Raw genomic sequence first — 21,117 nt, forward strand, 5'->3', positions numbered from 1 at the left:
ATGACCACTCGGCGCATCGCGCGAGTGCTCCTGGATTCCCCGCTGCCCCAACTGGATCGGCTCTTCGACTACGAGATTCCGGACGCGCTGGCACCTGAGGCGCGCGAGGGCGTCCGCGTACGCGTGCCGCTTCGTGCGGCCGGCCGGATCGTGGACGGCTTCATCGTGGAGCTTGACGACGAACCGTCCGCTGACCGCCCCCTCTCGGAGCTTGAGTCAGTCGTCTCTCCGGTATCCGTCCTTCCTCGGCGGCTCTACGACCTCGCACGACGGGTCGCCGACCGGTCGGCGGGGTCGGCATCCGACATCCTGCGCCTGGTCGTACCGCGACGGATGGTGCGCGCCGAGCGCTCGTGGCAGAACGCGGAACGAGCGGACCTTCCGGGGGTGCCGGCATCCACCGCAGAGTGGGCATCCGACGCCCTTGCCGGCTTCCCCGGTCTGACCGAATCGCTCACCCGCGGCGCCCGCATCGCTCTGACGGCACCGACAACGCCCGTAGGGCATGGCTCACCTACGCCGGGGTGGGTGGCTGTCCTCGCTGCCGCGGCCGCGCAGCTGCTGGCGGCAGGACGCAGCAGCATCCTCGTCGTGCCCGACCACCGAGACCTCGACCAACTTGAGCAGGGTCTGATCGCATACGGACTCGGCGAGGCAGTCATCCGGACGGATGCCGCTCAGAGCGCCCCTGCCCGCTACGGTGCTTACCTCCGGGTGATCGAGCCCACGCCGTCCATCGTGATCGGTAACCGATCGGCAGTGTACGCGCCCGTGCACGCGCTCGGGCTGATCGCGCTCTGGGACGACGGCGACCCGCTGTTGCGGGAGCCGCTCTCGCCAGGCGTCCACGCACGCGACGCGGCGCTGGTCCGGCAGGAGCAGGAACAGTTCGCGCTCGTCTTCGCCGGATACACCCGCACCACCGACGTCCAACGCCTTGTCGACATCGGCTGGGTGGAAGAGCTGCGCGCAGCCCGTCCCGCATCGCCGCGCGTGGTACTCACTCCGCTGCGCGAGGGGGAGACCGGGGCCGCGCGGATCCCCTCTGCAGCATTCGCCGCCGCGCGCGAGGCAGTCCGCAGTGGCCCGGTGCTGGTGCAGGTTTCCCGCCCCGGGTACGCTCCGGTGCTCGCCTGCGCGGATTGCAGGCATCCTGCCCGCTGCCGCGCCTGCGGCGGACCGCTTCATGCTGGAGCGCGAGGGGCGACACCGACCTGTTCTGCATGCGGACGGCGTGCTGAAGGCTGGACCTGCGCCTCCTGCGGTGGCGCACGATTCCTGCTCATCGGATCCGGGAGCCGCCGCACCGCCGAGGAACTCGGACGCGCCTTTCCTGGCATCCGGGTCATCGTCTCGGATGCCGATCATCCTGTTCTCGAGGTGCCAGACACACCGGCGCTCGTCGTCGCAACACGGGGCGCCGAGCCTCGGGCCGCGCGCGGATACCGCGCGGTGCTGCTCCTGGACGGCGAACGGATGCTACTCGCAGATGATCTGCGGATCGCCGAGCATTGTCTCCGCTGGTGGTCCAACGCGGCGGCCCTGGCTGCACCAGGTGCGCCGGTGCACCTGGTCGGAGTCGCCGGGGCTCTCGGCCGAGCACTTGCTACCTGGTCCCAGCCTGCCTTCGCACGCGCTGAACTCGCCGAACGCGCAGAGCTGCGCATGCCTCCCGCGGTTCGTGTTGCCTCACTGGAAGGGCCTCGACCGGCAGTGGAGACCGCGCTTGCCGCCGTGCGGTCGGATGTGCCGGGGCTGCGGGCCAGCGACGTGCTCGGGCCCGTGTCGCTGCCCACCAGCGGCTCGCACGAGGACGACGTGCGCGCGCTCGTACGCTGCGACTATCACGACGGACCTGACCTCGCGCGTTCCCTCCGCGCGGCGCTCGTTTCCGCAGCGCTGCGAGGACGCCGCTCACGCAGTCGCGGCGGAGCACGCGCGACGCTACGCATCCGTCTCGACCTGCCCGACCTGAAATTGGAGACACAGCCATGAGCCGGAAGACACAGCCATGAGGATCGTGTTCGCCGGAACGCCCGAGCCAGCGGTGCCGTCGCTGCACGCCCTCGTCGACGCCGGTCACGATGTCTCTCTCGTGATCACACGGCCCGATGCGCCGATCGGTCGCCGCCGCATCTTGACGCCTTCTCCGGTGGCTGCCGCCGCCGGCGCTCTCGGCCTACCGCTGCATCGCACTGCACGCCTCGACGATGAGGCGCTCGAGGCGGTGCGCGCAACCGACCCCGACCTCGGCGTGATCGTCGCCTATGGCGGACTGGTTCGCGAACCGCTGCTCTCGATGCCGCGGCACGGCTGGATCAACCTGCATTTTTCAGTCCTGCCCCGGTGGCGGGGCGCCGCGCCGGTGCAGCACGCCATCATCGCTGGCGACGCCGAGGTGGGCGCAGATGTGTTCCAGCTGACAGCGGGACTCGACGAGGGAGACATCTTCGGCGAGATTCGCCTTTCTCGCCCGCGTGACGCGACGGCAGGGGAGCTACTCGCGACGCTAGCGGATGCCGGGGCCGATCTGTTGACGAGGGTCGCCGGCCAGATTGCTGACGGCACCGCACGGCCCCGCCCCCAGGAGGGCGAACCGACCTACGCTCCGAAGCTTTCGATCGAGGACGGCCGCGTGGCTTGGGATCAGCCGCAAGAACAGGTCATGTCGCGAATCCTCGGCGTCACCCCGGAGCCAGGTGCCTTCGCGACGTCGCAGGGCTCGCGGCTGAAGATCCTCGCCGCCGCCCCATCATCCTCCGATGCGCCACGGCTAGGTCCCGGACTGGTCGCAGCTCATGCGAAGCAGGTGATCGTCGGAACCGCTGGAGATCCGATCGCGCTAGTGAGTGTCCAGCCAGCGGGAAAGCCAGCGATGGATGCCGGAGATTGGTGGCGCGGCACACGCCTGAGCGAACTCCAGTTCGATACTCACGCTCAGATGCCCGGGGATATGGAAGGCACAGCATGAGCGGCGCACCGTCAGCCCGAAAGGTGGCCTTCGAGACGCTGCGTGCCGTCCACGACGCCGATGCGTACGCGAACCTTGTCCTGCCGACGGCTATCGCCCGGGCAAGCCTCAGCCCGGTGGATGCTGCGCTTGCGACGGAACTGACGTATGGAACCCTGCGGCAACAGGGCACCTGGGATGCCGTCATCGCTGTCGCGGCGAACCGGCCGGCCGAGAGCCTCGACCCACCCGTCCTCGACATCCTGCGTCTCGGGGTACATCAACTCCTGGCCACGAGGGTTCCGCCGCACGCGGCTGTCAATGAGTCGGTGGCTCTCGCGCGTTCGAGCGCGGGGGAGCGCGCTGTAGGTTTCGTGAACGCTGTGCTGCGCAAAATCGGTGGAGCGGATGCGGCGATCTGGATCTCCCGCGCCGAAGAGGCTGCACGCTCCGACGACGAACGCCTCTCGGTGCGCACCTCACACCCGGTGTGGGTCATCCGGGCGCTGCGGCGCGCTCTGGACGACGAGGGGCGCGCCAGCGAACTCCTCGACCTTCTCGCCGCCGACAACGACCCACCCGGCGTCACGATGGCGGCTCTTCCCGGTCTTGCCACAGTTCCCGAAGCGTCGGAGCCGACATCCTTCTCGCCCTATGGGTTCCGGGCACCGGCGGGGGATCCCGGCAGGCTCGTGGCTGCCTCACAGGGCGCGCTGCGCGTCCAGGACGAGGGATCCCAGCTTGCTGCCCTCGCCTTGTCGGAGGTCGACCCGGTGCGGCCCGGAGAGCGCTGGCTCGACCTGTGCGCGGGCCCGGGCGGGAAGACCGCGCTGCTCGCTGCCCGCGTGCTGCAGGCGAGGGAGGGTGGGACCCAGGTCGACCTTGAGGCTAACGAAGTCTCGTCCACGCGCGCCGGTTTGGTTCGTCGATCCCTCGAGCCGATCCCGTTCGAGGTCGTCGTCTCTGAGCAAGACGGCAGAGACAGGGTTGGCGCTGAGGCGTACGACCGGATCCTTGTCGACGCGCCCTGCACGGGCTTGGGTGCCCTGCGCCGCCGACCCGAGTCGCGCTGGCGCAAGTCCCCGCAGGATGTCGCACCGCTGGCCGACCTCCAGCGTGAACTGCTCTCCGCTGCGGTGGCCGGGCTCCGCCGGGGCGGTGTCGTCGCTTACGTGACGTGCTCGCCGCACCTCGTCGAGACCCGCGATGTCGTGGCGGCGGTGTTGGATCAGCACCGAGACGAGGTGGACGAGCTGGACGCGAGGGACGTGCTGCGCCGAGTGTCGCGGAGCACGTTGGACCTGGCGAGCCCCACGGGCGGCGGCGGGCGCGCGCAGTTGTGGCCCCACCGGCACGGCACCGATGCGATGTCGATCACACTCCTGCGGCGGCGAAGCTGACCGGCACCCTCGCCCATAATGGACGGGTGAGTTCCCCCGACGCCGCGACCCATGATCCTGCGGTGCGCATCAATCCAAGCATCCTTGCCGCCGACTTCGTCAACATGCAGGCCGAACTGCAGCGCATCGCCGCCGCCGACTTCGTCCACGTCGATGTCATGGACAACCATTTCGTTCCCAACCTCACGTTCGGTCCGCAGATGGTTGAGAGGATCCACGCGACATCTCCCGTGCCGCTGGATGTTCACCTGATGATCGATGACGTCGACCGCTGGGCGCCGGGATACGCCGAGATCGGTGCGGCATCTGTCACGTTCCACACGGAGGCCACGTCAGAGCCGGTGGCCCTGGCGCGGAGGTTGCGGTCGATCGGCGCACGCGCCGGGATCGCGCTCAAACCGGCTACTCCGGTCGAGCCGCTCTTCGACATCCTCGACGAGTTCGACCAGATCCTCGTGATGACCGTCGAACCCGGATTCGGCGGTCAGTCCTTCATGACTGACATGATGCCCAAGCTCCGCACCCTCGCTGATGAATGCCGCCGCCGCGGTTCCGCGGTGTGGTTGCAGGTGGACGGCGGCATCTCGGAGTCCACGATCGAACAGGCCGCCGCATCCGGGGCCGACACGTTCGTCGCCGGATCAGCCGTGTTCGGGGCCGGCGACCCGGATGCTGCAATCGCAGGGCTGCGTTCTCGCGGCACGCACGCCCATCGGCACTGACCGAGCAGGCCGCGCGGTTCGCTACCCTGGCATGGTGAAGTCCTTCGAAGAGCTGTTCGCCGAATTGACGGTGAAGGCGCAGACCCGTCCCGCGGGATCGGGGACCGTTGCCGAGCTCGATGCAGGCATCCACACGATCGGCAAGAAGATCGTCGAAGAGGCCGCCGAGGTGTGGATGGCCGCCGAGTACGAGTCGGACGAGGCCGCAGCCGAAGAGATCTCGCAATTGCTGTATCACCTGCAGGTGTTGATGCTGGCGAAGGGGCTTTCGCTCGAGGACGTGTACCGACATCTCTGAACCCGTCGCCTCTCCCGCTTCGACCCGAAAGACCCCCATGCTCCGAATCGCCGTGCCCAACAAGGGTTCGCTGGCTGAGACGTCCGCCGCCATGCTCACCGAAGCTGGATATACCGGCAGGCGTGACCCGAAAGACCTCCACGTCATCGATCCCGCAAACGAGGTCGAGTTCTTCTACCTGCGTCCGCGCGACATCGCGACCTATGTGGGCTCCGGCGCCCTGGACGTCGGCATCACCGGCCGTGACCTTCTCCTGGATGCGCGGATGCCTGCGCGCGAGATCGAATCCCTCGGATTCGCGGACTCGACGTTCCGCTTCGCGGGGCCTCCCGGACGCTTCACCGACCTCGCTGACCTCGAAGGAACGCGCGTCGCCACCGCCTACCCCGGCCTCGTGGACTCGTTTCTCGACGAACGGGGGATTGCGGTCGACCTCGTTCCGTTGGACGGCGCTGTCGAGTCGGCGGTGCGGTTGGGCGTGGCGGATGCGGTAGCCGATGTCGTCTCGACGGGTACCACCCTCAAGCAGGCGGGGCTCGAGATCTTCGGCCCCGTGCTCCTGGAGTCAGAAGCCGTCCTCATCGGAGGGCCGCGGGAGGTCGAGGGGACCGAAACGCTCCTGCGGCGGCTGCGCGGAGTGATGGTTGCCCGCCGCTACGTTCTCATCGACTACGACCTGCCGGCGGACCTCGTCGACCGGGCAGTCGAGATTGCGCCCGGAATCGAGTCGCCGACGATCTCGCCACTGCGCGACCCGTCGTGGGTGGCAGTGCGCGTCATGAGCCCCCGCAAGGGCGTCAATCAGGTGATGGACGCGCTATACGGCATCGGTGCTCGCGCCATCCTGGTGACCGAGATTCACGCGGCGAGGCTCTAGATGGCTGTCGCGACGCGCGTCATCCCGTGCCTCGACGTCGCCGCCGGGCGCGTGGTGAAGGGCGTCAACTTCCTGAATCTTCGCGACATGGGCGACCCTGTCGAGCTGGCTGCTACGTACTTTCGCCAGGGCGCCGATGAGATCACGTTCCTCGATGTCACGGCGACCGTCGACGAGCGCGCAACGACGTACGACGTCGTCCAGCGCACCGCAGAAGAGGTCTTCATTCCGCTCACCGTCGGGGGAGGGGTGCGTTCGGCAGACGACGTCGCTCGCCTGCTCGGAGTCGGCGCCGACAAAGTAGGAGTGAACTCCGCAGCGATCGCCCGACCTGGACTCGTCGACGAGATCGCCGACCGCTTCGGCGCCCAGGTCCTCGTGCTCTCCCTCGATGTGAAGCGCTCAGACACCGTCGACTCCGGCTTCGTCGTCACGACCCACGGTGGGCGAACCGAGACGGCTCTGGATGCGCTTGCGTGGGCTCGCGAGGCCATCGAGCGCGGAGCAGGCGAGCTGCTGGTCAACTCGATCGACGCTGATGGCACACGGGAGGGTTTCGATCTCGAGCTTGTCTCGCTGATGCGCGAGATCTCGTCGGTACCTGTGATCGCCTCCGGCGGCGCGGGATCGGTCGAGCATTTCGCACCCGCCGTGCACGCCGGGGCTGACGCGGTGTTGGCCGCCAGTGTTTTCCACACCGGTCATCTCACCGTCGGGGACGTGAAGTCCGCGCTGGCAGCCGAGAACGTGGAGGTGCGAGCGTGACCGATCTCGAGGAGCGCATCGCGGCAGTCGCCTTCAACGGCGACGGTCTTGCGCCGGCGATCATCCAGCAGTGGGACACCGGAGAGGTGCTCATGCTCGGCTGGATGGATGCCGAAGCACTCCGGCGCACGCTCACGACCGGACGCGTGACCTTCTGGTCTCGCTCACGCCAGGAGTATTGGCGTAAGGGCGACACATCCGGGCACGTGCAGTATGTGCGCGGCGCCAAACTCGACTGCGATGGCGACGCGCTACTGATCGAGGTCGAACAGATCGGTGCGGCCTGCCACACCGGCACGCGGAGCTGCTTCGACACGACCGACCTGAAGCCTGCCGTCACTCACGGGGACGCATGATCGCGCGGGCTCGGCTCATCGGCGTTGTCGGCCTGCTGATCGCGGGGGCGACGGGCCTCATCTCTTCGACCCAGACATGGCTGCTCGTGTCCTTGACTGACGGAGCCACGGAGCCGCTCGCGATAGCCGGCGCCTCTGCCGTGGTGCTCCTCGCACCGCTGAGCCTGACTGCGCTCGCCCTCGGCGCCGCTCTCTCCATCGTCGGCCGGATCCTGCGTCCAGTTTTCGGCGTCATCGGAGCCGCACTCGGCATCGCACTAGCCGTCCTGACGGCGCCGATCGCCTTCGACGCACCGGTAAGCGCCGTCGCGTCCGAGGTAGCGGCCGTGACCGGCATCCGCGGTGATAGCGCGATCGCGGAGCTTGTGGCAGGGATCACTGTGACGCCTTGGCCCGCCGTCACCCTCGTCGCTGCCGTCCTCATGGCGGCCGCCGGGATCTGGGTTCTCGCGACCGCGCGCCGGTGGCCCGAGGGCGGAAAGCGGTACCAGTCAGAGCGGGTCGGGCGACGTCGGAGCGGCGAACCGCTCGATGCCATTGACTCGTGGGATGACCTCTCCCGTGGCGGGGACCCCACGACCTGACCGCTAGACTGACCACAGCCCGCGCACTACCGGAGGATATCCATGAGCAACCCCATCGGCGACCCCGGCCACGGACACTCGCCGGCGGCCTGGACGGCTGTCGTCATCATGCTCGCTGCCATCGCCCTGGGCACAGTGGCGTTCTTCCTCGAGATCGTCTGGCTGGTGTGGGCCTCTGTGGGCCTTGTCATCGTGGGCGCTCTGGTCGGCTGGGTCATGGCAAAGGTCGGCTACGGCGTGGGCGGCTCCAGGTACACCGCGAAAGAGCATTGAGCATGCTCGCCGACCTCACGGCCGGCGCTCTCGAGGACGCCCGGACGCGCGAAACCGTGCGACCGCTCGCGGATGTCGAACGCGCCGCGCTCGCTCGCCCGGCTGCACTCCCGGCGCTGGAGCACCTTGCACCCGCAGAGCGTGTGCGCATTATCGCCGAGGTCAAGCGTGCAAGCCCCTCACGTGGCGATCTCGCGGACATCCCCGACCCGGCTCACCTCGCGTCGCTTTACGAGCACGGGGGCGCGTCTGCCATCTCGGTCCTGACCGAGCAACGTCGGTTCAAGGGAAGTCTCGCCGATCTCGAGTCGGTCCGGGCTGCGGTATCGCTCCCGGTGCTGCGGAAAGACTTCGTATCCACCGAGTACCAGGTCTTCGAAGCCCGCGCCGCGGGTGCCGATATCGTTCTGCTCATCGTCGCGGCCCTCGACCAGCCGGTGCTCGAGCGGCTGTTGCATCTGATCGAACAGCTCGGGATGACGGCCCTTGTCGAGACGCACTCACTCGAGGAGCTTCACCGTGCCGCCGACATCGGTGCGCGCCTGGTCGGTGTCAACGCGCGAGATCTCTCCACGTTTGAACTCGACCGGAACCTGTTCGGGCGCCTGCGCGACTCGATTCCCGCAAACGCCATCGCCGTCGCCGAGTCGGCGGTACTGGCACCGGCCGATGTCGCGCACTACCGGGCTGCCGGCGCGGATGTCGTCCTCATCGGCGAGGCGCTGGTGACCGGCGACCCCGTTGCGACCCTCACGACGTTCCTGGAGGCAGGATCATGACCACCAGCCTGCGCGAACAGCGCGGTCCCTTCTTCGGCGATTTCGGCGGACGCTTCATGCCCGAGTCGCTCATCGCCGCCATCGACGAGCTCACTGCCGAGTACGAAACAGCTCGCGTCGATCCGGGCTTCCAAGCAGAGTTCGTTCGGCTACTGAACTCGTACGCAGGCAGACCTTCTGCCCTCACCGAGGTGCCGCGGTTCGCCGAGCACACCGGCGCCGGGCGGGTGTTTCTCAAGCGTGAGGACCTGAACCACACGGGGTCCCACAAGATCAACAACGTGCTCGGCCAGGCTCTGCTCACGCAGCGTCTGGGCAAGACGCGCGTCATCGCTGAAACCGGAGCCGGCCAGCACGGTGTGGCAACCGCCACTGCCGCGGCGCTGTTCGGTTTCGAATGCACGATCTACATGGGCGAAGTCGATACGCAACGCCAGGCGTTGAACGTGGCCCGTATGCGCCTACTCGGAGCTGAGGTCATCCCGGTCACGACTGGCTCGAGGACGCTCAAGGATGCCATCAATGAGGCGTACCGCGACTGGGTCGCCAGTGTCGAGAACACCAACTACATCTTCGGAACGGCTGCTGGCCCGCATCCGTTCCCCGCGATGGTTCGCGATTTCCAGAAGGTCATCGGTGAAGAAGCGCGCGCTCAGCTTCTGGATGAGATCGGACGGCTTCCCGATGCGGTCTTCGCGTGCGTTGGCGGGGGATCGAATGCGATCGGCATGTTCGACGCCTTCCTCGACGATGAGGGTGTCGCCCTCTACGGCGTAGAGGCGGCCGGCGATGGTGTCGACACGCCCCGGCACGCGGCATCCATCGAGCGGGGCACGCCGGGCATCTTGCACGGCGCCAAGACCTATGTTCTGCAGGACGAAGACGGCCAGACCGTCGAGTCACACTCGATCTCTGCGGGCCTGGACTATCCAGGAGTCGGACCCGAACACGCGTGGCTCTCCGACATCGGTCGGGCGCACTACATCCCTGCCACCGACACCGAAGCGATGGAAGCTCTGCGACTGCTCTCGCGCACGGAGGGCATCATCCCGGCTATCGAGTCGGCGCACGCATTGGCTGGGGCGCTGCGCATCGGACGCGAGCTCGGATCCGATGCCGTTCTGGCCATCTCCCTGTCAGGTCGCGGCGACAAGGACATGGACACTGCGGCCCGGTGGTTCGAGCTGTACGACGAGGGAGCCGAGGCGTGAGCGCCGTCGCCGCCGCGATCGACGCTGCTCGCGACGCAGGTCGCGGCGCCCTCATCGGCTACCTTCCCATCGGCTATCCCGACCTCGAGACCAGCATCGAAGCGGCAGTCACGCTCGCCGAAGCCGGCGTCGACATCCTGGAACTCGGCCCGCCCTACTCGGACCCCGTTATGGACGGCCCCGTCATCCAGGAAGCCACCAACGCCGCACTGCAGGCGGGGTTCCGGATGCGTGACACCTTCACCGCGGTCCGCGAGGTCACCGCACGCACCGACATTCCCGTCCTGGTCATGACGTACTGGAACCCGGTTGTCCAGTACGGAGTATCCCGGTACGCCGACGACCTCCGCGCCGCTGGTGGGGCCGGACTGATCACGCCCGACATCACTCCCGATGCGGCAGCCGACTGGCTCGCCGAGAGCACCCGCACCGGGCTCGACCGGGTGTTCCTTGCCGCCCCGAGTTCGACCGATGCCCGCCTCGAGATGATCGTGCGCGAGACCACCGGTTTCGTCTACACGGTCTCGACCATGGGAATCACGGGGGAGCGGGCACAACTGGATGCCGCAGCACGCGCCCTCGTCGCCCGCCTCCGCGAGCATGGCGCCGAGCGCGCATGCGTGGGAATCGGCGTCTCCAACGCCGACCACGTGCGGAGCGTGCTCGAGTACGCCGACGGCGCGATCGTCGGCACCGCGCTTGTGCGCGCCCTGCGCGACGGGGGCCTCAACGGCCTCGCTGCTGCCGCGCGCGAGCTTGTCGCAGGCACCGTTCGCGAGTGAGCGCGCCCCACTCGAACTAGACTCACGTCGTCGGCCCACCGGTCGGCGCCCGACCAACCGAGGACGATCGACATGATCAGCGCTTTCCAGAACGTCCTGACGAGCATCCCCAGTCCGAGTGTCAGCTACATCGACCTCGGCCCGCTGCGCATCCACTTCTACGCGCTGTGCATCATCGCCGGCATCATCGTCGCGGTCCTGCTCACCAACTATCGCCTGACCAAGCGCGGTGCCGAGAACTGGATCGTCATCGACATCGCCCTGCTGGCGGTTCCCCTCGCGATCATCGTCGCCCGGATCTATCACGTCCTCACCCATCCCGGTTTCTACTTCGGCGAAGGAGCCGACTTCTGGGCGGTCTTCCGCATTTGGGAAGGTGGGATCGCGATCTACGGAGCGCTCATCGGTGGGGCAGTCGGCGCGTGGCTCGGATGCCGCTGGACCGGCATCCGATTTTGGTCATTCGCCGACGCATTGGCGCCAGGTCTGATCATCGCCCAGGCCATGGGTCGGCTCGGGAACTGGTTCAACCATGAGCTGTTCGGCCTTCCGACCGACCTGCCCTGGGGCCTCGAGATCGAGTCCACCAATGCCGCGTTCCCTCCGGGTCTCGCACCGGGTACGCTCTTCCACCCCACCTTCCTGTACGAGATGATCTGGAACCTGCTCGGCGCTGCTGTGCTGCTGTGGGCGGGGCGTCGTTTCGCGCTGCAGTGGGGACGCCTGTTCGGTCTCTACCTGATCTGGTACAGCGCCGGCCGCATCGTCTGGGAGTCGATCCGCATCGATCCCAGCGAGATCTTCCTCGGCATCCGCACCAACGTGTGGGCAGCGATCTTCGGCGTCGTCATCGGCCTCGCGATCATGATCGTGCAGAGGCGCCGCCACCCCGGGCGGGAGCCTTCACCGTACGTTCCCGGTCGCGAACGCGCCGCGAAAGGCACTGTACAATCGCAGGACACTCCCGACTTCGTCGACGTCAGCGAACCACCGGCCCCCGAAGTCACCGCCGGCAGCGCCACAAGCACCACACGGCCGCAGTGATCTGATCACCGGAGTAGTACCCCGATCACCGCGTACACCACACACAGCCGGGCCGACGTCGTCCCATCTTGAGCATCAACGTGAGGACGGTAGCAATGGCATCGAGCCCCCGTCGCATCGCCACCGGCGAATCCGGCTTCCCCGCCAAGCAGGGGATGTACAACCCTGACTTCGAACGGGACGCGTGTGGCCTGGCCATGGTCGCGACCCTTCGTGGGGAGCCCGGTCACGACATCATCGACCTCGCTCTGACCGCCCTTCGCAACCTTGAGCACCGGGGTGCAATCGGGTCGGATGCCGGTACTGGCGACGGCGCCGGCATCCTCACGCAGATGCCGGATGCCTTCCTTCGCGCTGTCGTGGACTTCGACCTGCCTCCGATGGGGGAGTACGCGGCGGGCATGGTCTTCCTTCCCCTGGATCACGAAGCTCGGGCCGAGCAGAAGGCTGGCATCGAGCGCATCGCGGCAAGCGAGAACCTCGAGGTCCTCGGCTGGCGTGAAGTCCCCACCGACGAGGAGCACCTCGGCAAGCTCGCGTTTGAGGCGCGCCCGGCCTTCGAGCAACTGTTTGTTTCGCGTCCCGCGGTCGGTGACGCCCCTGCGCTGTCGGGAGTCGCGCTGGATCGCCGCACCTACCGGCTCCGCAAGCGCAGTCGCACCGAGCTCGGCGCATATTTCGTCTCGCTGTCGGCACGCACCCTCGGCTACAAGGGCATGGTCACGACGCTGCAGCTCGAGCCGTTCTACCCCGACCTGCAGGACGAGAGGTTTGCATCCGAGCTCGCCGTGGTTCACTCGCGGTACTCGACCAACACCTTCCCCTCGTGGCGACTGGCGCAGCCGCTGCGCATGCTCGCACACAACGGCGAGATCAACACCGTCAACGGCAACCGCAACTGGATGCGCGCACGCCAGTCACAGCTCGAGTCCGAGCTGATCGGCGACATCCGTCCGCTGCTTCCGATCTGCACCGACGGCGCCAGCGACTCGGCCTCCTTCGACGAGGTGCTCGAGTTGCTCACGCTGACCGGCAGAAGCCTGCCTCACGCCATCATGATGATGGTCCCCGAGGCCTACGAGAAGCAGGTCGGGCTCGACCCTGATCTGCGCGCGTTCTACGACTATCACGCGATCCAGATGGAGCCGTGGGACGGCCCCGCAGCCCTCATTTTCACGGATGGCACGCTCGTCGGCGCGACTCTGGACCGCAACGGCCTGCGTCCCGGACGATGGACCGAGACCACCGACGGCCTTGTCGTCATCGGCAGCGAGACCGGTGTGCTCGACTTCGAGCCCGAGCGCATCAAGCGACGCGGACGCCTGCGCCCTGGCCGCATGTTCCTCGTGGACACGGCGCAGCGCCGGATCATCGAGGATGACGAGATCAAGCGCGATCTGGCGACGATGCAGCCCTGGCAGGAGTGGCTGGACGCCGGTCGCGTTCGCCTGGCGGAACTGCCCGAGCGTGAGCACATCGTGCATCCGATCGCGTCGATCACCCGCCGTCAGCGCACCTTCGGTTACACGGAAGAAGAAGTCCGCATTCTGCTGACCCCCATGGGGCAGAAGGGCGCTGAGCCGCTCGGCGCTATGGGCAGTGACACCCCCGTCGCGGTCCTGAGCGACCGCCCGCGCCTGCTGTTCGACTACTTCACCCAGCAGTTCGCTCAGGTGACCAACCCGCCCCTGGACTCGATCCGAGAAGAGGTCGTCACCTCGCTCTCGCTCGGTATCGGCCCCGAGCGGAACCTCTTGGACTGGGGCCCGAGCCACACGCGCACCGTGACCCTGGACTTCCCGGTCATCGACAACGATGAACTCGCGAAGATCCAGCACATCGATACCGCAGTGCCCGGACGCTCCTCGGTAACCATCCGTGGCCTGTACCGCGTCGAGGCTGGCCACAAGGGGATGCAGAAGCGCATCGCGCAGATGTGCAGCGAAGTCGACCAGGCGATCGAGGACGGTGCCGAGTACATCGTGCTCAGCGACCGCGACTCCAACAAGGACCTCGCCCCGATTCCCTCGTTGCTGATGGTCGCCGCCATCCACCACCACCTGATCCGGCGCGAGACGCGAATGAAAGTAGGGCTGGTCGTCGAGGCTGGAGACGTCCGCGAAGTTCACCACGTCGCGACGTTGCTTGGTTACGGGGCGTCAGCAGTGAACCCTTACCTCGCCATGGAGACCGTCGAGTACCTCGTGCGCGCCGGGTACATCACCGGCGTTTCGCCCGAAAAGGCCGTCAAGAACCTCATCTATGCCCTCGGCAAGGGCGTTCTGAAGATCATGTCGAAGATGGGGATCTCGACAGTGTCGTCCTACGCGGGCGCCCAGGTGTTCGAGGCCGTCGGCCTGTCGCAGGAGTTCGTGGACGCGTACTTCACCGGCACCGAGACCAAGCTCGGCGGCGTCGGGCTCGACGTCATCGCCGCCGAGAACCGTGCCCGACACGCCTACGCGTACCCCGAGGACGAAGCAGAGCGCGCGCACGAGCGCCTCTGGACCGGTGGGGAGTATCAGTGGCGCCGAGACGGCTCGCCTCACCTGTTCAACCCTGAGACGGTCTTCCGCCTTCAGCACTCGACCCGCACGCGCCGGTACGACGTGTTCCGCGAGTACACCAAGCTCGTAGATGACCAGGCGAGCGAACTGAAGACCCTCCGCGGACTCTTCCGTCTGCGCACCGGTGTGCGCCGTCCCGTGCCGATCGACGAAGTCGAGCCGGTGTCGGCGATCGTGAAGCGGTTCTCAACCGGCGCGATGAGCTACGGCTCCATCTCGAAGGAAGCGCACGAGACACTCGCTATCGCGATGAACCGGATCGGCGGCAAGTCCAACACCGGTGAGGGCGGCGAGGATGTCGACCGTCTCCTCGACCCCGAACGCCGCAGCGCCATCAAGCAGGTGGCATCGGGGCGCTTCGGTGTCACGAGCCTGTATCTGACGGAAGCCGACGACATCCAGATCAAGCTGGCACAGGGGGCGAAGCCGGGCGAGGGTGGGCAGCTGCCCCCGACCAAGGTCTACCCGTGGGTGGCGCGCACCCGGCATGCCACCGCCGGTGTCGGCCTCATCTCACCGCCGCCGCACCATGACATCTATTCGATCGAGGACCTCAAGCAGCTGATCTTCGATCTCAAGCGTGCCAACCCGCAGGCCCGCGTGCACGTCAAGCTGGTGAGCCAGTCGGGCATCGGTGCGGTAGCAGCGGGTACGGCAAAAGCGCTGGCCGACGTCATCCTGGTATCCGGACACGACGGCGGCACCGGTGCCAGCCCGTTGAACTCGCTCAAGCACGCAGGCACGCCGTGGGAGCTGGGCCTCGCCGAAACGCAGCAGACCCTGATGCTCAACGGCATGCGCGATCGTGTGGTCGTGCAGGTCGACGGCCAGATCAAGACAGGACGAGACGTGATCATCGGCGCACTGCTCGGCGCCGAGGAGTTCGGATTCGCCACCGCTCCGCTGGTCGTTTCCGGATGCATCATGATGCGTGTCTGTCATCTCGACACCTGTCCGGTCGGTGTCGCCACGCAGAACCCCGTCCTGCGGTCGCGGTTCACCGGCAAGCCGGAGTTCGTCGAGACCTTCATGGAGTTCATCGCTCAGGAGGTGCGCGAGTACCTGGCAGAGCTCGGGTTCCGCTCGCTCGACGAGGCGATCGGTCATCACGAACTGCTTGACACCAACCGTGCGATCGCGCACTGGAAGGCAAGCGGAATGGACCTGACACCCGTGCTGGAGGGTCCCGCGTTCTCCGACGACGAGCCGCGCCGCAACCTGCGTCCGCAGGATCATGAGCTCGACGAGCACTTCGACGTCCCGATCATCGAGCGGGCGCAGGATGTGATCGCGCACGGCGGCCAGATCACGATCGACCTGCCCGTGCGCAATACGGCCCGCGCGGTCGGTACGTTGCTCGGCCACCACGTGACGAAAGCTCAGGGCCAGAACGGTCTGCCTGCAGGTTCCATCACGATCAACCTCACCGGTTCGGCCGGGCAGTCCTTCGGTGCGTTCATGCCCGCAGGGATCACGCTGCGGTTGACGGGAGACTCGAACGACTACGTCGGCAAGGGGCTCTCCGGCGGTCAGATCGTCATCCGGCCTCCCGAGGATGCTGCCTTCGATGCGTCGCAGAACGTCATCGCCGGCAACGTGATCGGCTACGGCGCAACGCAGGGAACCCTGTTCCTGCGCGGCATCGTGGGCGAACGGTTCTTTGTCCGCAACTCGGGGGCGACCGCTGTCGTCGAAGGGGTCGGTGACCACGCGCTCGAGTACATGACCGGTGGTCTCGCCGTCATCCTGGGCCCGACGGGCCGGAACCTCGGTGCCGGCATGTCGGGAGGAACCGCGTACATCTACCGGCTCGACGCCGACCTCGTCAACCGGGAGGCGCTGGCCACCGGTGAGCTCGAACTCGGACCGCTGGGTTCCGGGGATGCCGAGATGCTGCGGGACTTGCTCGCACAGCACGCTGAACAGACCGGTTCCGCGCTTGCCGCAGACTTCCTCGCACGCTTCGACGAGGAAGTCGCCAACTTCGTCCGCGTCGTTCCTCGGGACTACGCCGCCGTGCTGCGCACGCGGCAGGAGGCCGTGGACGAGGGCCTTGACCCCGACGGCGACGTCGTCTGGACTCGCATCCTGGAGGTGACCGGTGGCTGATCCCAAGGGCTTTCTGAAGGTGACGGAGCGGGAACTTCCCGCCCGTCGTCCGGTGGCTGTTCGCATCATGGACTGGAAAGAGGTCTACGAACCCGGGGACAGTGCTGTGCTGCGTCGGCAAGCCGGACGCTGCATGGACTGCGGTATTCCGTTCTGCCACCAGGGATGCCCGCTGGGCAACCTCATCCCGGAGTGGAATGATCTCACGTGGCGCGGGGAGGGGCGTGCGGCGATTGACCGCCTGCACGCGACGAACAACTTCCCGGAGTTCACGGGGCGGCTGTGCCCCGCACCGTGCGAGAGCGCGTGCGTGCTGGGGATCAACCAGCCGGCGGTGACCATCAAGCAGGTTGAGGTCTCGATCATCGATCAGGCCTTTGCGAGCGGTTGGGTCGAACCGAAGCCGCCGGGGCGCCTGACGGGCAAGACCGTGGCAGTGGTCGGCTCGGGGCCTGCGGGTCTAGCCGCGGCGCAGCAACTCACCCGCGCCGGTCACACCGTGGCCGTGTACGAGCGGGATGACCGCATCGGCGGACTGCTCCGTTACGGCATCCCAGACTTCAAGATGGAAAAGCGCCACCTCGAGTCCCGGCTTCGTCAGATGCAGGACGAGGGAACGCGGTTCCGCGCCGGCGTGAACATCGGTACCGACATCACCTGGGACGCCCTGCGCGCCCGGTATGACGCGGTCGTTGTCGCGACCGGCGCAACAGTCCCGCGTGACCTCCCCATCCCGGGACGCGACCTCGCCGGGGTTCACTTCGCGATGGAGTATCTCGTGGAGTCGAACCACGCTGTAGCGGGGGATGCCGTCGCCAACCAGATCAGTGCCGAGGGCAAGCACGTCATCGTGATCGGTGGCGGCGACACCGGTGCTGACTGCATCGGAACCGCCCACCGCCAGGGCGCGCTCAGCGTCACGAACCTCGCGATCGGGCGTCGCCCTCCCGAGGCACGCCCTGACGCGCAGCCCTGGCCGATGGCCCCCACGCTGTTCGAAGTGCAGTCCGCTCACGAGGAAGGCGGGGAGCGGATGTATCTGGCCTCCACCGTCGAGTTCCTGGGCAACGACGCGGGCGAGGTCCAGTACCTTCGCGTCGCCGAGACCGAGTTTGTGGATGGCCGACGCGTCCCGAAGAGCGGGACCGAGCGTGAGATCCCCGCGGACCTCGTCCTCATTGCCATGGGCTTCACCGGCCCCGAGCGACTTCTTCTGGAAGATCAGCTCGGTACCAGATTCACCGATCGCGGCAACGTTGCCCGTGAGGACGATTACCAGACGACGCATCCGGGGGTGTTCGTTGCCGGTGACGCCGGTCGCGGTCAGTCCCTCATCGTCTGGGCGATCGCCGAAGGACGCGCGGCCGCTGCAGCGGTGGACCGATATCTGATGGGTGACACGGAGCTTCCCTCTCCTGTTAACCCCACGGATGTCGCCATCGGCGTGGCGCACGCGTAGGCTGGGCCCGGCCCCTGCCTGTACCCGCAGGCCTTCTGCCTGCATCACGCAAACAACGGAGCACACTCGGATGAGACGCGCGAAGATCGTCGCAACCTTGGGCCCGGCAACCTCGACGTACGAGATGGTTCGCGCCATCATCGACGCCGGCGTTGACGTGGCCCGCTTCAACCTCTCCCACGGCGACTACTCGGTACACGAGAACAATTTCGCCAATGTCCGCAAGGCTGCAGACGACGCACAGCGCGCCGTTGCGGTCCTCGTGGACCTGCAGGGACCCAAAATCCGACTCGGAAAGTTCGAGAACGGACCTCACGAGCTCGCGCCCGGAGACATCTTCAAGATCACCATTGAGGACATCCTCGGCACGAAGGACATCGTCTCGACGACGTTCAAGGGTCTACCGGCCGATGTGAAGCCGGGCGACTTCCTCCTCATCGACGACGGCAAGGTTCGTGTCAAGGTCGTCGAGACCGACGGAACCGTCGTCACGACCGAAGTCATCGTCGGTGGGCCGGTGTCCAACAACAAGGGCATCAACCTTCCCGGGGTCGCGGTCAACGTTCCCGCCCTCTCCGACAAAGACGAGGCCGACCTCCGCTGGGGTCTGCGCACCGGTGCCGACCTCATCGCGCTGTCGTTCGTCCGGGACGCCAAGGACGTGCAGCGTGTTCACGTGATCATGGCTGAAGAGGGTCGTCGGGTTCCGGTCATCGCCAAGATCGAGAAGCCGCAGGCCGTCGACAACCTTGAAGAGATCATCGACGCGTTCGACGGCATCATGGTCGCCCGTGGCGACCTCGGCGTGGAGCTTCCGCTGGAAGCTGTGCCGATCGTGCAGAAGCGTGCGGTCGAACTGTGCCGCGCGATGGCCAAGCCGGTCATCGTTGCCACACAGATGCTCGAGTCGATGATCAACAACCCGGTTCCCACGCGTGCCGAGACCAGTGACGTCGCCAACGCCGTTCTGGACGGCGCCGACGCTGTCATGCTTTCGGGTGAGACGAGCGTGGGGGAGTACCCCGTGGTGGTCGTTCAGACGATGGCCCGCATCATCGAGTCGACGGAAGAGCACGGCCTCGAACGCATCGCACCGATTCACACGAAGCCGCGCACGCAGGGCGGTATCATCACGCTCGCAGCCAACGAGGTCGCTGACTTCGTCGAGGCAAAGTTCCTATGCGTGTTCACGGAGTCTGGAAACTCGGCTCGCCGTCTGTCACGCCTGCGGCCGAAGATCCCCATGCTGGCGTTCGCGCCAGACCCGGCTATTCGCCGTCGGATGGCGGTGACGTGGGGCATCCAGTCGACCCTGGTCGAGCACGTCTCGCACACCGACCGGATGTTCCTCCAGGTCGATGACTACCTTCTCTCGAATGACCTGGCAAAGGTCGGTGACAAGGTCGTCGTGATCTCGGGTTCGCCTCCCGGAATCGAAGGCACGACCAACGACATCCGCATTCACAACGTGGGCGATGCGGTTCACGGCAAGGCTCCCGCCTACCAGAACGCGGGCTGACACTCGCTTCACACGAAACGCATTCGGAGGTAGCAGTGCTCGGCATCTGGGACATTTTCTTGTTCGCGCTCGTGATGTTCTACATCGCCGCGTACATCTACGTCGTCGCGCTGATCATCATCGATCTGTTTCGCGACCACACCCTGGCAGGCGGCTGGAAGGCGCTGTGGATCATTTTCCTGGTGATCGTCCCCTTCCTGACGGCTCTGGTCTATGTGATCGCTCGAGGACGCGGGATGGCCGCTCGTGCGAGCATCCGTCGCGGCGTTGTTCCCGAGACAGACGACTACCGTCCCGCCGCTGCCGCGAACCCGACTGCCGAGATCGAGCGCGCCAAGGCGCTGCTGGATGCCGGCACCATCTCGCAGGGCGAATTCGACGCGCTCAAGAGCAAGGCACTCGGGAACCAGTTCTTCGGAGCCTGAGCCGCGCCATCGAGACGTGAGAAGAGCCGCAACCCTGACGGGTCGCGGCTCTTCTCACGTGCCGGTGGTGGGAGTCGTCCCCACGGCCACTCCACGCGCCGCTCCGCAGCGCGCGGAGCCTCCGGCCGCGTGGGCCCACCCACCGTGCCCTCTTCCCAAGCCGCACCGTCGAGACGTGAGAAGAGCCGCAACCCTGACGGGTCGCGGCTCTTCTCACGTGCCGGTGGTGGGAGTCGAACCCACACGCCCTTTCGGGCAACCGATTTTGAGTCGGTCGCGTCTGCCATTCCGCCACACCGGCCGGGCACGTCCGCATTGACCATACCGTAGGATTCAAAGGTGACAGAGCAAGAGCAGGCAGCTACGTCCACCGCCAACACCCCCCGCCGTGTCGTCGTAGCCGAAGATGAGTCCCTCATCCGACTCGACATAGTCGAAATCCTTCGCGACAACGGGTTCGATGTCGTCGGCGAAGCCGGTGACGGCGAAAGCGCGGTTCAGCTGGCCACGGAGCTGCGTCCCGACCTCGTCATCATGGATGTCAAGATGCCCCAGCTCGACGGCATCTCAGCCGCCGAAAAGCTCAACAAGAACAACATCGCTCCGGTCGTTCTGCTGACGGCGTTCAGCCAGAAGGAACTCGTAGAGCGTGCGAGCGAGGCCGGTGCCCTCGCGTACGTCGTGAAGCCCTTCACCCCGAACGATCTTCTTCCCGCGATCGAAATCGCCCTCGCCCGCCACGAGCAGATCCTCACCCTCGAAGCCGAAGTTGCCGACATGGTCGAGCGGTTCGAGACCCGCAAGCTGGTGGATCGGGCCAAGGGCCTGCTCAACGAGAAGATGGGCCTTTCCGAGCCTGAGGCGTTCCGGTGGATTCAGAAGGCATCGATGGACCGTCGACTCACCATGCAAGACGTGGCGAAGGCGATCATCGAGCAGCTCGCGCCGAAGAAGGCTTGAGGCGTCGGCTTCACTCGGCCAGTAGCTCATCTCACGC

At 66.7% G+C, this 21,117-nt stretch carries 19 protein-coding genes and 1 tRNA gene; 19 read left to right on the top strand and 1 reads right to left on the bottom strand.

Features of this window, described 5'->3' with window-relative positions:
* The 18 genes from AADH62_RS08410 to AADH62_RS08495 all read left to right on the top strand — a co-directional run bounded on the left by AADH62_RS08410 (position 1) and on the right by AADH62_RS08495 (position 20,120).
* Complete coding sequence (locus tag AADH62_RS08410; RefSeq protein ID WP_341579040.1) at positions 1–1,995, top strand: primosomal protein N'; 1,995 nt, start codon at positions 1–3, stop codon at positions 1,993–1,995.
* Positions 1,996–2,011: 16 nt separating this feature from the next.
* Positions 2,012–2,971 (top strand): methionyl-tRNA formyltransferase, encoded by a 960-nt coding sequence (gene fmt / locus AADH62_RS08415; protein WP_341579041.1) that lies wholly within the window; start codon positions 2,012–2,014, stop codon positions 2,969–2,971.
* Positions 2,968–4,350: an RsmB/NOP family class I SAM-dependent RNA methyltransferase gene (locus tag AADH62_RS08420; RefSeq protein WP_341579042.1), complete on the top strand. Its 1,383-nt coding sequence runs from the start codon at positions 2,968–2,970 to the stop codon at positions 4,348–4,350. Before fmt ends, AADH62_RS08420 begins: the two co-directional genes overlap by 4 nt.
* 26 nt (positions 4,351–4,376) lie before the next feature.
* Complete coding sequence (rpe, locus tag AADH62_RS08425) at positions 4,377–5,072, top strand: ribulose-phosphate 3-epimerase (RefSeq protein ID WP_341579043.1); 696 nt, start codon at positions 4,377–4,379, stop codon at positions 5,070–5,072.
* Between the two features lie 34 nt (positions 5,073–5,106).
* Positions 5,107–5,370, top strand: a complete 264-nt coding sequence (locus tag AADH62_RS08430) for a phosphoribosyl-ATP diphosphatase (protein ID WP_341579044.1) — start codon at positions 5,107–5,109, stop codon at positions 5,368–5,370.
* Between the two features lie 37 nt (positions 5,371–5,407).
* Positions 5,408–6,247 (top strand): ATP phosphoribosyltransferase, encoded by an 840-nt coding sequence (hisG, locus tag AADH62_RS08435; RefSeq protein ID WP_341579045.1) that lies wholly within the window; start codon positions 5,408–5,410, stop codon positions 6,245–6,247.
* Positions 6,248–7,012: an imidazole glycerol phosphate synthase subunit HisF gene (gene hisF / locus AADH62_RS08440; RefSeq protein ID WP_341579046.1), complete on the top strand. Its 765-nt coding sequence runs from the start codon at positions 6,248–6,250 to the stop codon at positions 7,010–7,012.
* Positions 7,009–7,368, top strand: coding sequence for a phosphoribosyl-AMP cyclohydrolase (gene hisI, locus AADH62_RS08445; RefSeq protein WP_341579047.1), 360 nt, complete (start codon positions 7,009–7,011; stop codon positions 7,366–7,368). Before hisF ends, hisI begins: the two co-directional genes overlap by 4 nt.
* Positions 7,365–7,952, top strand: coding sequence for a Trp biosynthesis-associated membrane protein (locus AADH62_RS08450; RefSeq protein ID WP_341579048.1), 588 nt, complete (start codon positions 7,365–7,367; stop codon positions 7,950–7,952). The genes hisI and AADH62_RS08450 overlap by 4 nt, the downstream gene beginning before the upstream one ends.
* Before the next feature lie 42 nt (positions 7,953–7,994).
* A complete protein-coding gene (locus AADH62_RS08455; protein WP_341579049.1) occupies positions 7,995–8,225 on the top strand; it encodes a DUF6704 family protein in 231 nt (76 codons plus the stop codon).
* A 2-nt stretch (positions 8,226–8,227) separates the two neighbouring features.
* Positions 8,228–9,004 (top strand): indole-3-glycerol phosphate synthase TrpC, encoded by a 777-nt coding sequence (trpC, locus tag AADH62_RS08460; protein WP_341579050.1) that lies wholly within the window; start codon positions 8,228–8,230, stop codon positions 9,002–9,004.
* On the top strand, positions 9,001–10,215 hold the full coding sequence (trpB, locus tag AADH62_RS08465; protein ID WP_341579051.1) for a tryptophan synthase subunit beta: 1,215 nt from the start codon (positions 9,001–9,003) through the stop codon (positions 10,213–10,215). Before trpC ends, trpB begins: the two co-directional genes overlap by 4 nt.
* On the top strand, positions 10,212–10,997 hold the full coding sequence (trpA, locus tag AADH62_RS08470; RefSeq protein WP_341579052.1) for a tryptophan synthase subunit alpha: 786 nt from the start codon (positions 10,212–10,214) through the stop codon (positions 10,995–10,997). The genes trpB and trpA overlap by 4 nt, the downstream gene beginning before the upstream one ends.
* Positions 10,998–11,069: 72 nt before the next feature.
* A complete protein-coding gene (gene lgt, locus AADH62_RS08475; RefSeq protein WP_341579053.1) occupies positions 11,070–12,041 on the top strand; it encodes a prolipoprotein diacylglyceryl transferase in 972 nt (323 codons plus the stop codon).
* A 95-nt stretch (positions 12,042–12,136) separates the two neighbouring features.
* Positions 12,137–16,717 carry a glutamate synthase large subunit gene (gltB, locus tag AADH62_RS08480; RefSeq protein WP_341579054.1) on the top strand — a complete coding sequence of 1,527 codons (4,581 nt, stop codon included), beginning with the start codon at positions 12,137–12,139 and terminating at the stop codon, positions 16,715–16,717.
* A complete protein-coding gene (locus tag AADH62_RS08485; RefSeq protein ID WP_341579055.1) occupies positions 16,710–18,176 on the top strand; it encodes a glutamate synthase subunit beta in 1,467 nt (488 codons plus the stop codon). The genes gltB and AADH62_RS08485 overlap by 8 nt, the downstream gene beginning before the upstream one ends.
* 70 nt (positions 18,177–18,246) lie before the next feature.
* Positions 18,247–19,695, top strand: a complete 1,449-nt coding sequence (pyk, locus tag AADH62_RS08490) for a pyruvate kinase (RefSeq protein ID WP_341579056.1) — start codon at positions 18,247–18,249, stop codon at positions 19,693–19,695.
* 74 nt (positions 19,696–19,769) lie between these two features.
* A complete protein-coding gene (locus AADH62_RS08495; RefSeq protein WP_425355663.1) occupies positions 19,770–20,120 on the top strand; it encodes an SHOCT domain-containing protein in 351 nt (116 codons plus the stop codon).
* 218 nt (positions 20,121–20,338) lie between these two features.
* On the opposite strand, the gene AADH62_RS08500 is transcribed toward AADH62_RS08495, so the two are convergent.
* A tRNA-Leu gene (locus AADH62_RS08500) sits at positions 20,339–20,421 on the bottom strand.
* A 38-nt stretch (positions 20,422–20,459) separates the two neighbouring features.
* On the opposite strand from AADH62_RS08500, the gene AADH62_RS08505 reads away from it, so the two are divergent.
* Complete coding sequence (locus AADH62_RS08505) at positions 20,460–21,080, top strand: ANTAR domain-containing response regulator (protein WP_341579058.1); 621 nt, start codon at positions 20,460–20,462, stop codon at positions 21,078–21,080.
* Positions 21,081–21,117: the final 37 nt, after the last annotated feature.

The organism is Microbacterium schleiferi (assembly GCF_038150145.1).
Classification (GTDB): Bacteria; Actinomycetota; Actinomycetes; order Actinomycetales; family Microbacteriaceae; genus Microbacterium; species Microbacterium schleiferi_B.

Coding starts and splice junctions, on each gene's coding strand:
- AADH62_RS08410 (WP_341579040.1), top strand. CDS start 1: ATGACCACTCGGCGCATCGCGCGAGTGCTCCTGGATTCCCCGCTGCCC.
- fmt (WP_341579041.1), top strand. CDS start 2,012: ATGAGGATCGTGTTCGCCGGAACGCCCGAGCCAGCGGTGCCGTCGCTG.
- AADH62_RS08420 (WP_341579042.1), top strand. CDS start 2,968: ATGAGCGGCGCACCGTCAGCCCGAAAGGTGGCCTTCGAGACGCTGCGT.
- hisG (WP_341579045.1), top strand. CDS start 5,408: ATGCTCCGAATCGCCGTGCCCAACAAGGGTTCGCTGGCTGAGACGTCC.
- hisF (WP_341579046.1), top strand. CDS start 6,248: ATGGCTGTCGCGACGCGCGTCATCCCGTGCCTCGACGTCGCCGCCGGG.
- AADH62_RS08450 (WP_341579048.1), top strand. CDS start 7,365: ATGATCGCGCGGGCTCGGCTCATCGGCGTTGTCGGCCTGCTGATCGCG.
- AADH62_RS08455 (WP_341579049.1), top strand. CDS start 7,995: ATGAGCAACCCCATCGGCGACCCCGGCCACGGACACTCGCCGGCGGCC.
- trpC (WP_341579050.1), top strand. CDS start 8,228: ATGCTCGCCGACCTCACGGCCGGCGCTCTCGAGGACGCCCGGACGCGC.
- trpB (WP_341579051.1), top strand. CDS start 9,001: ATGACCACCAGCCTGCGCGAACAGCGCGGTCCCTTCTTCGGCGATTTC.
- lgt (WP_341579053.1), top strand. CDS start 11,070: ATGATCAGCGCTTTCCAGAACGTCCTGACGAGCATCCCCAGTCCGAGT.
- gltB (WP_341579054.1), top strand. CDS start 12,137: ATGGCATCGAGCCCCCGTCGCATCGCCACCGGCGAATCCGGCTTCCCC.
- pyk (WP_341579056.1), top strand. CDS start 18,247: ATGAGACGCGCGAAGATCGTCGCAACCTTGGGCCCGGCAACCTCGACG.
- AADH62_RS08495 (WP_425355663.1), top strand. CDS start 19,770: ATGTTCTACATCGCCGCGTACATCTACGTCGTCGCGCTGATCATCATC.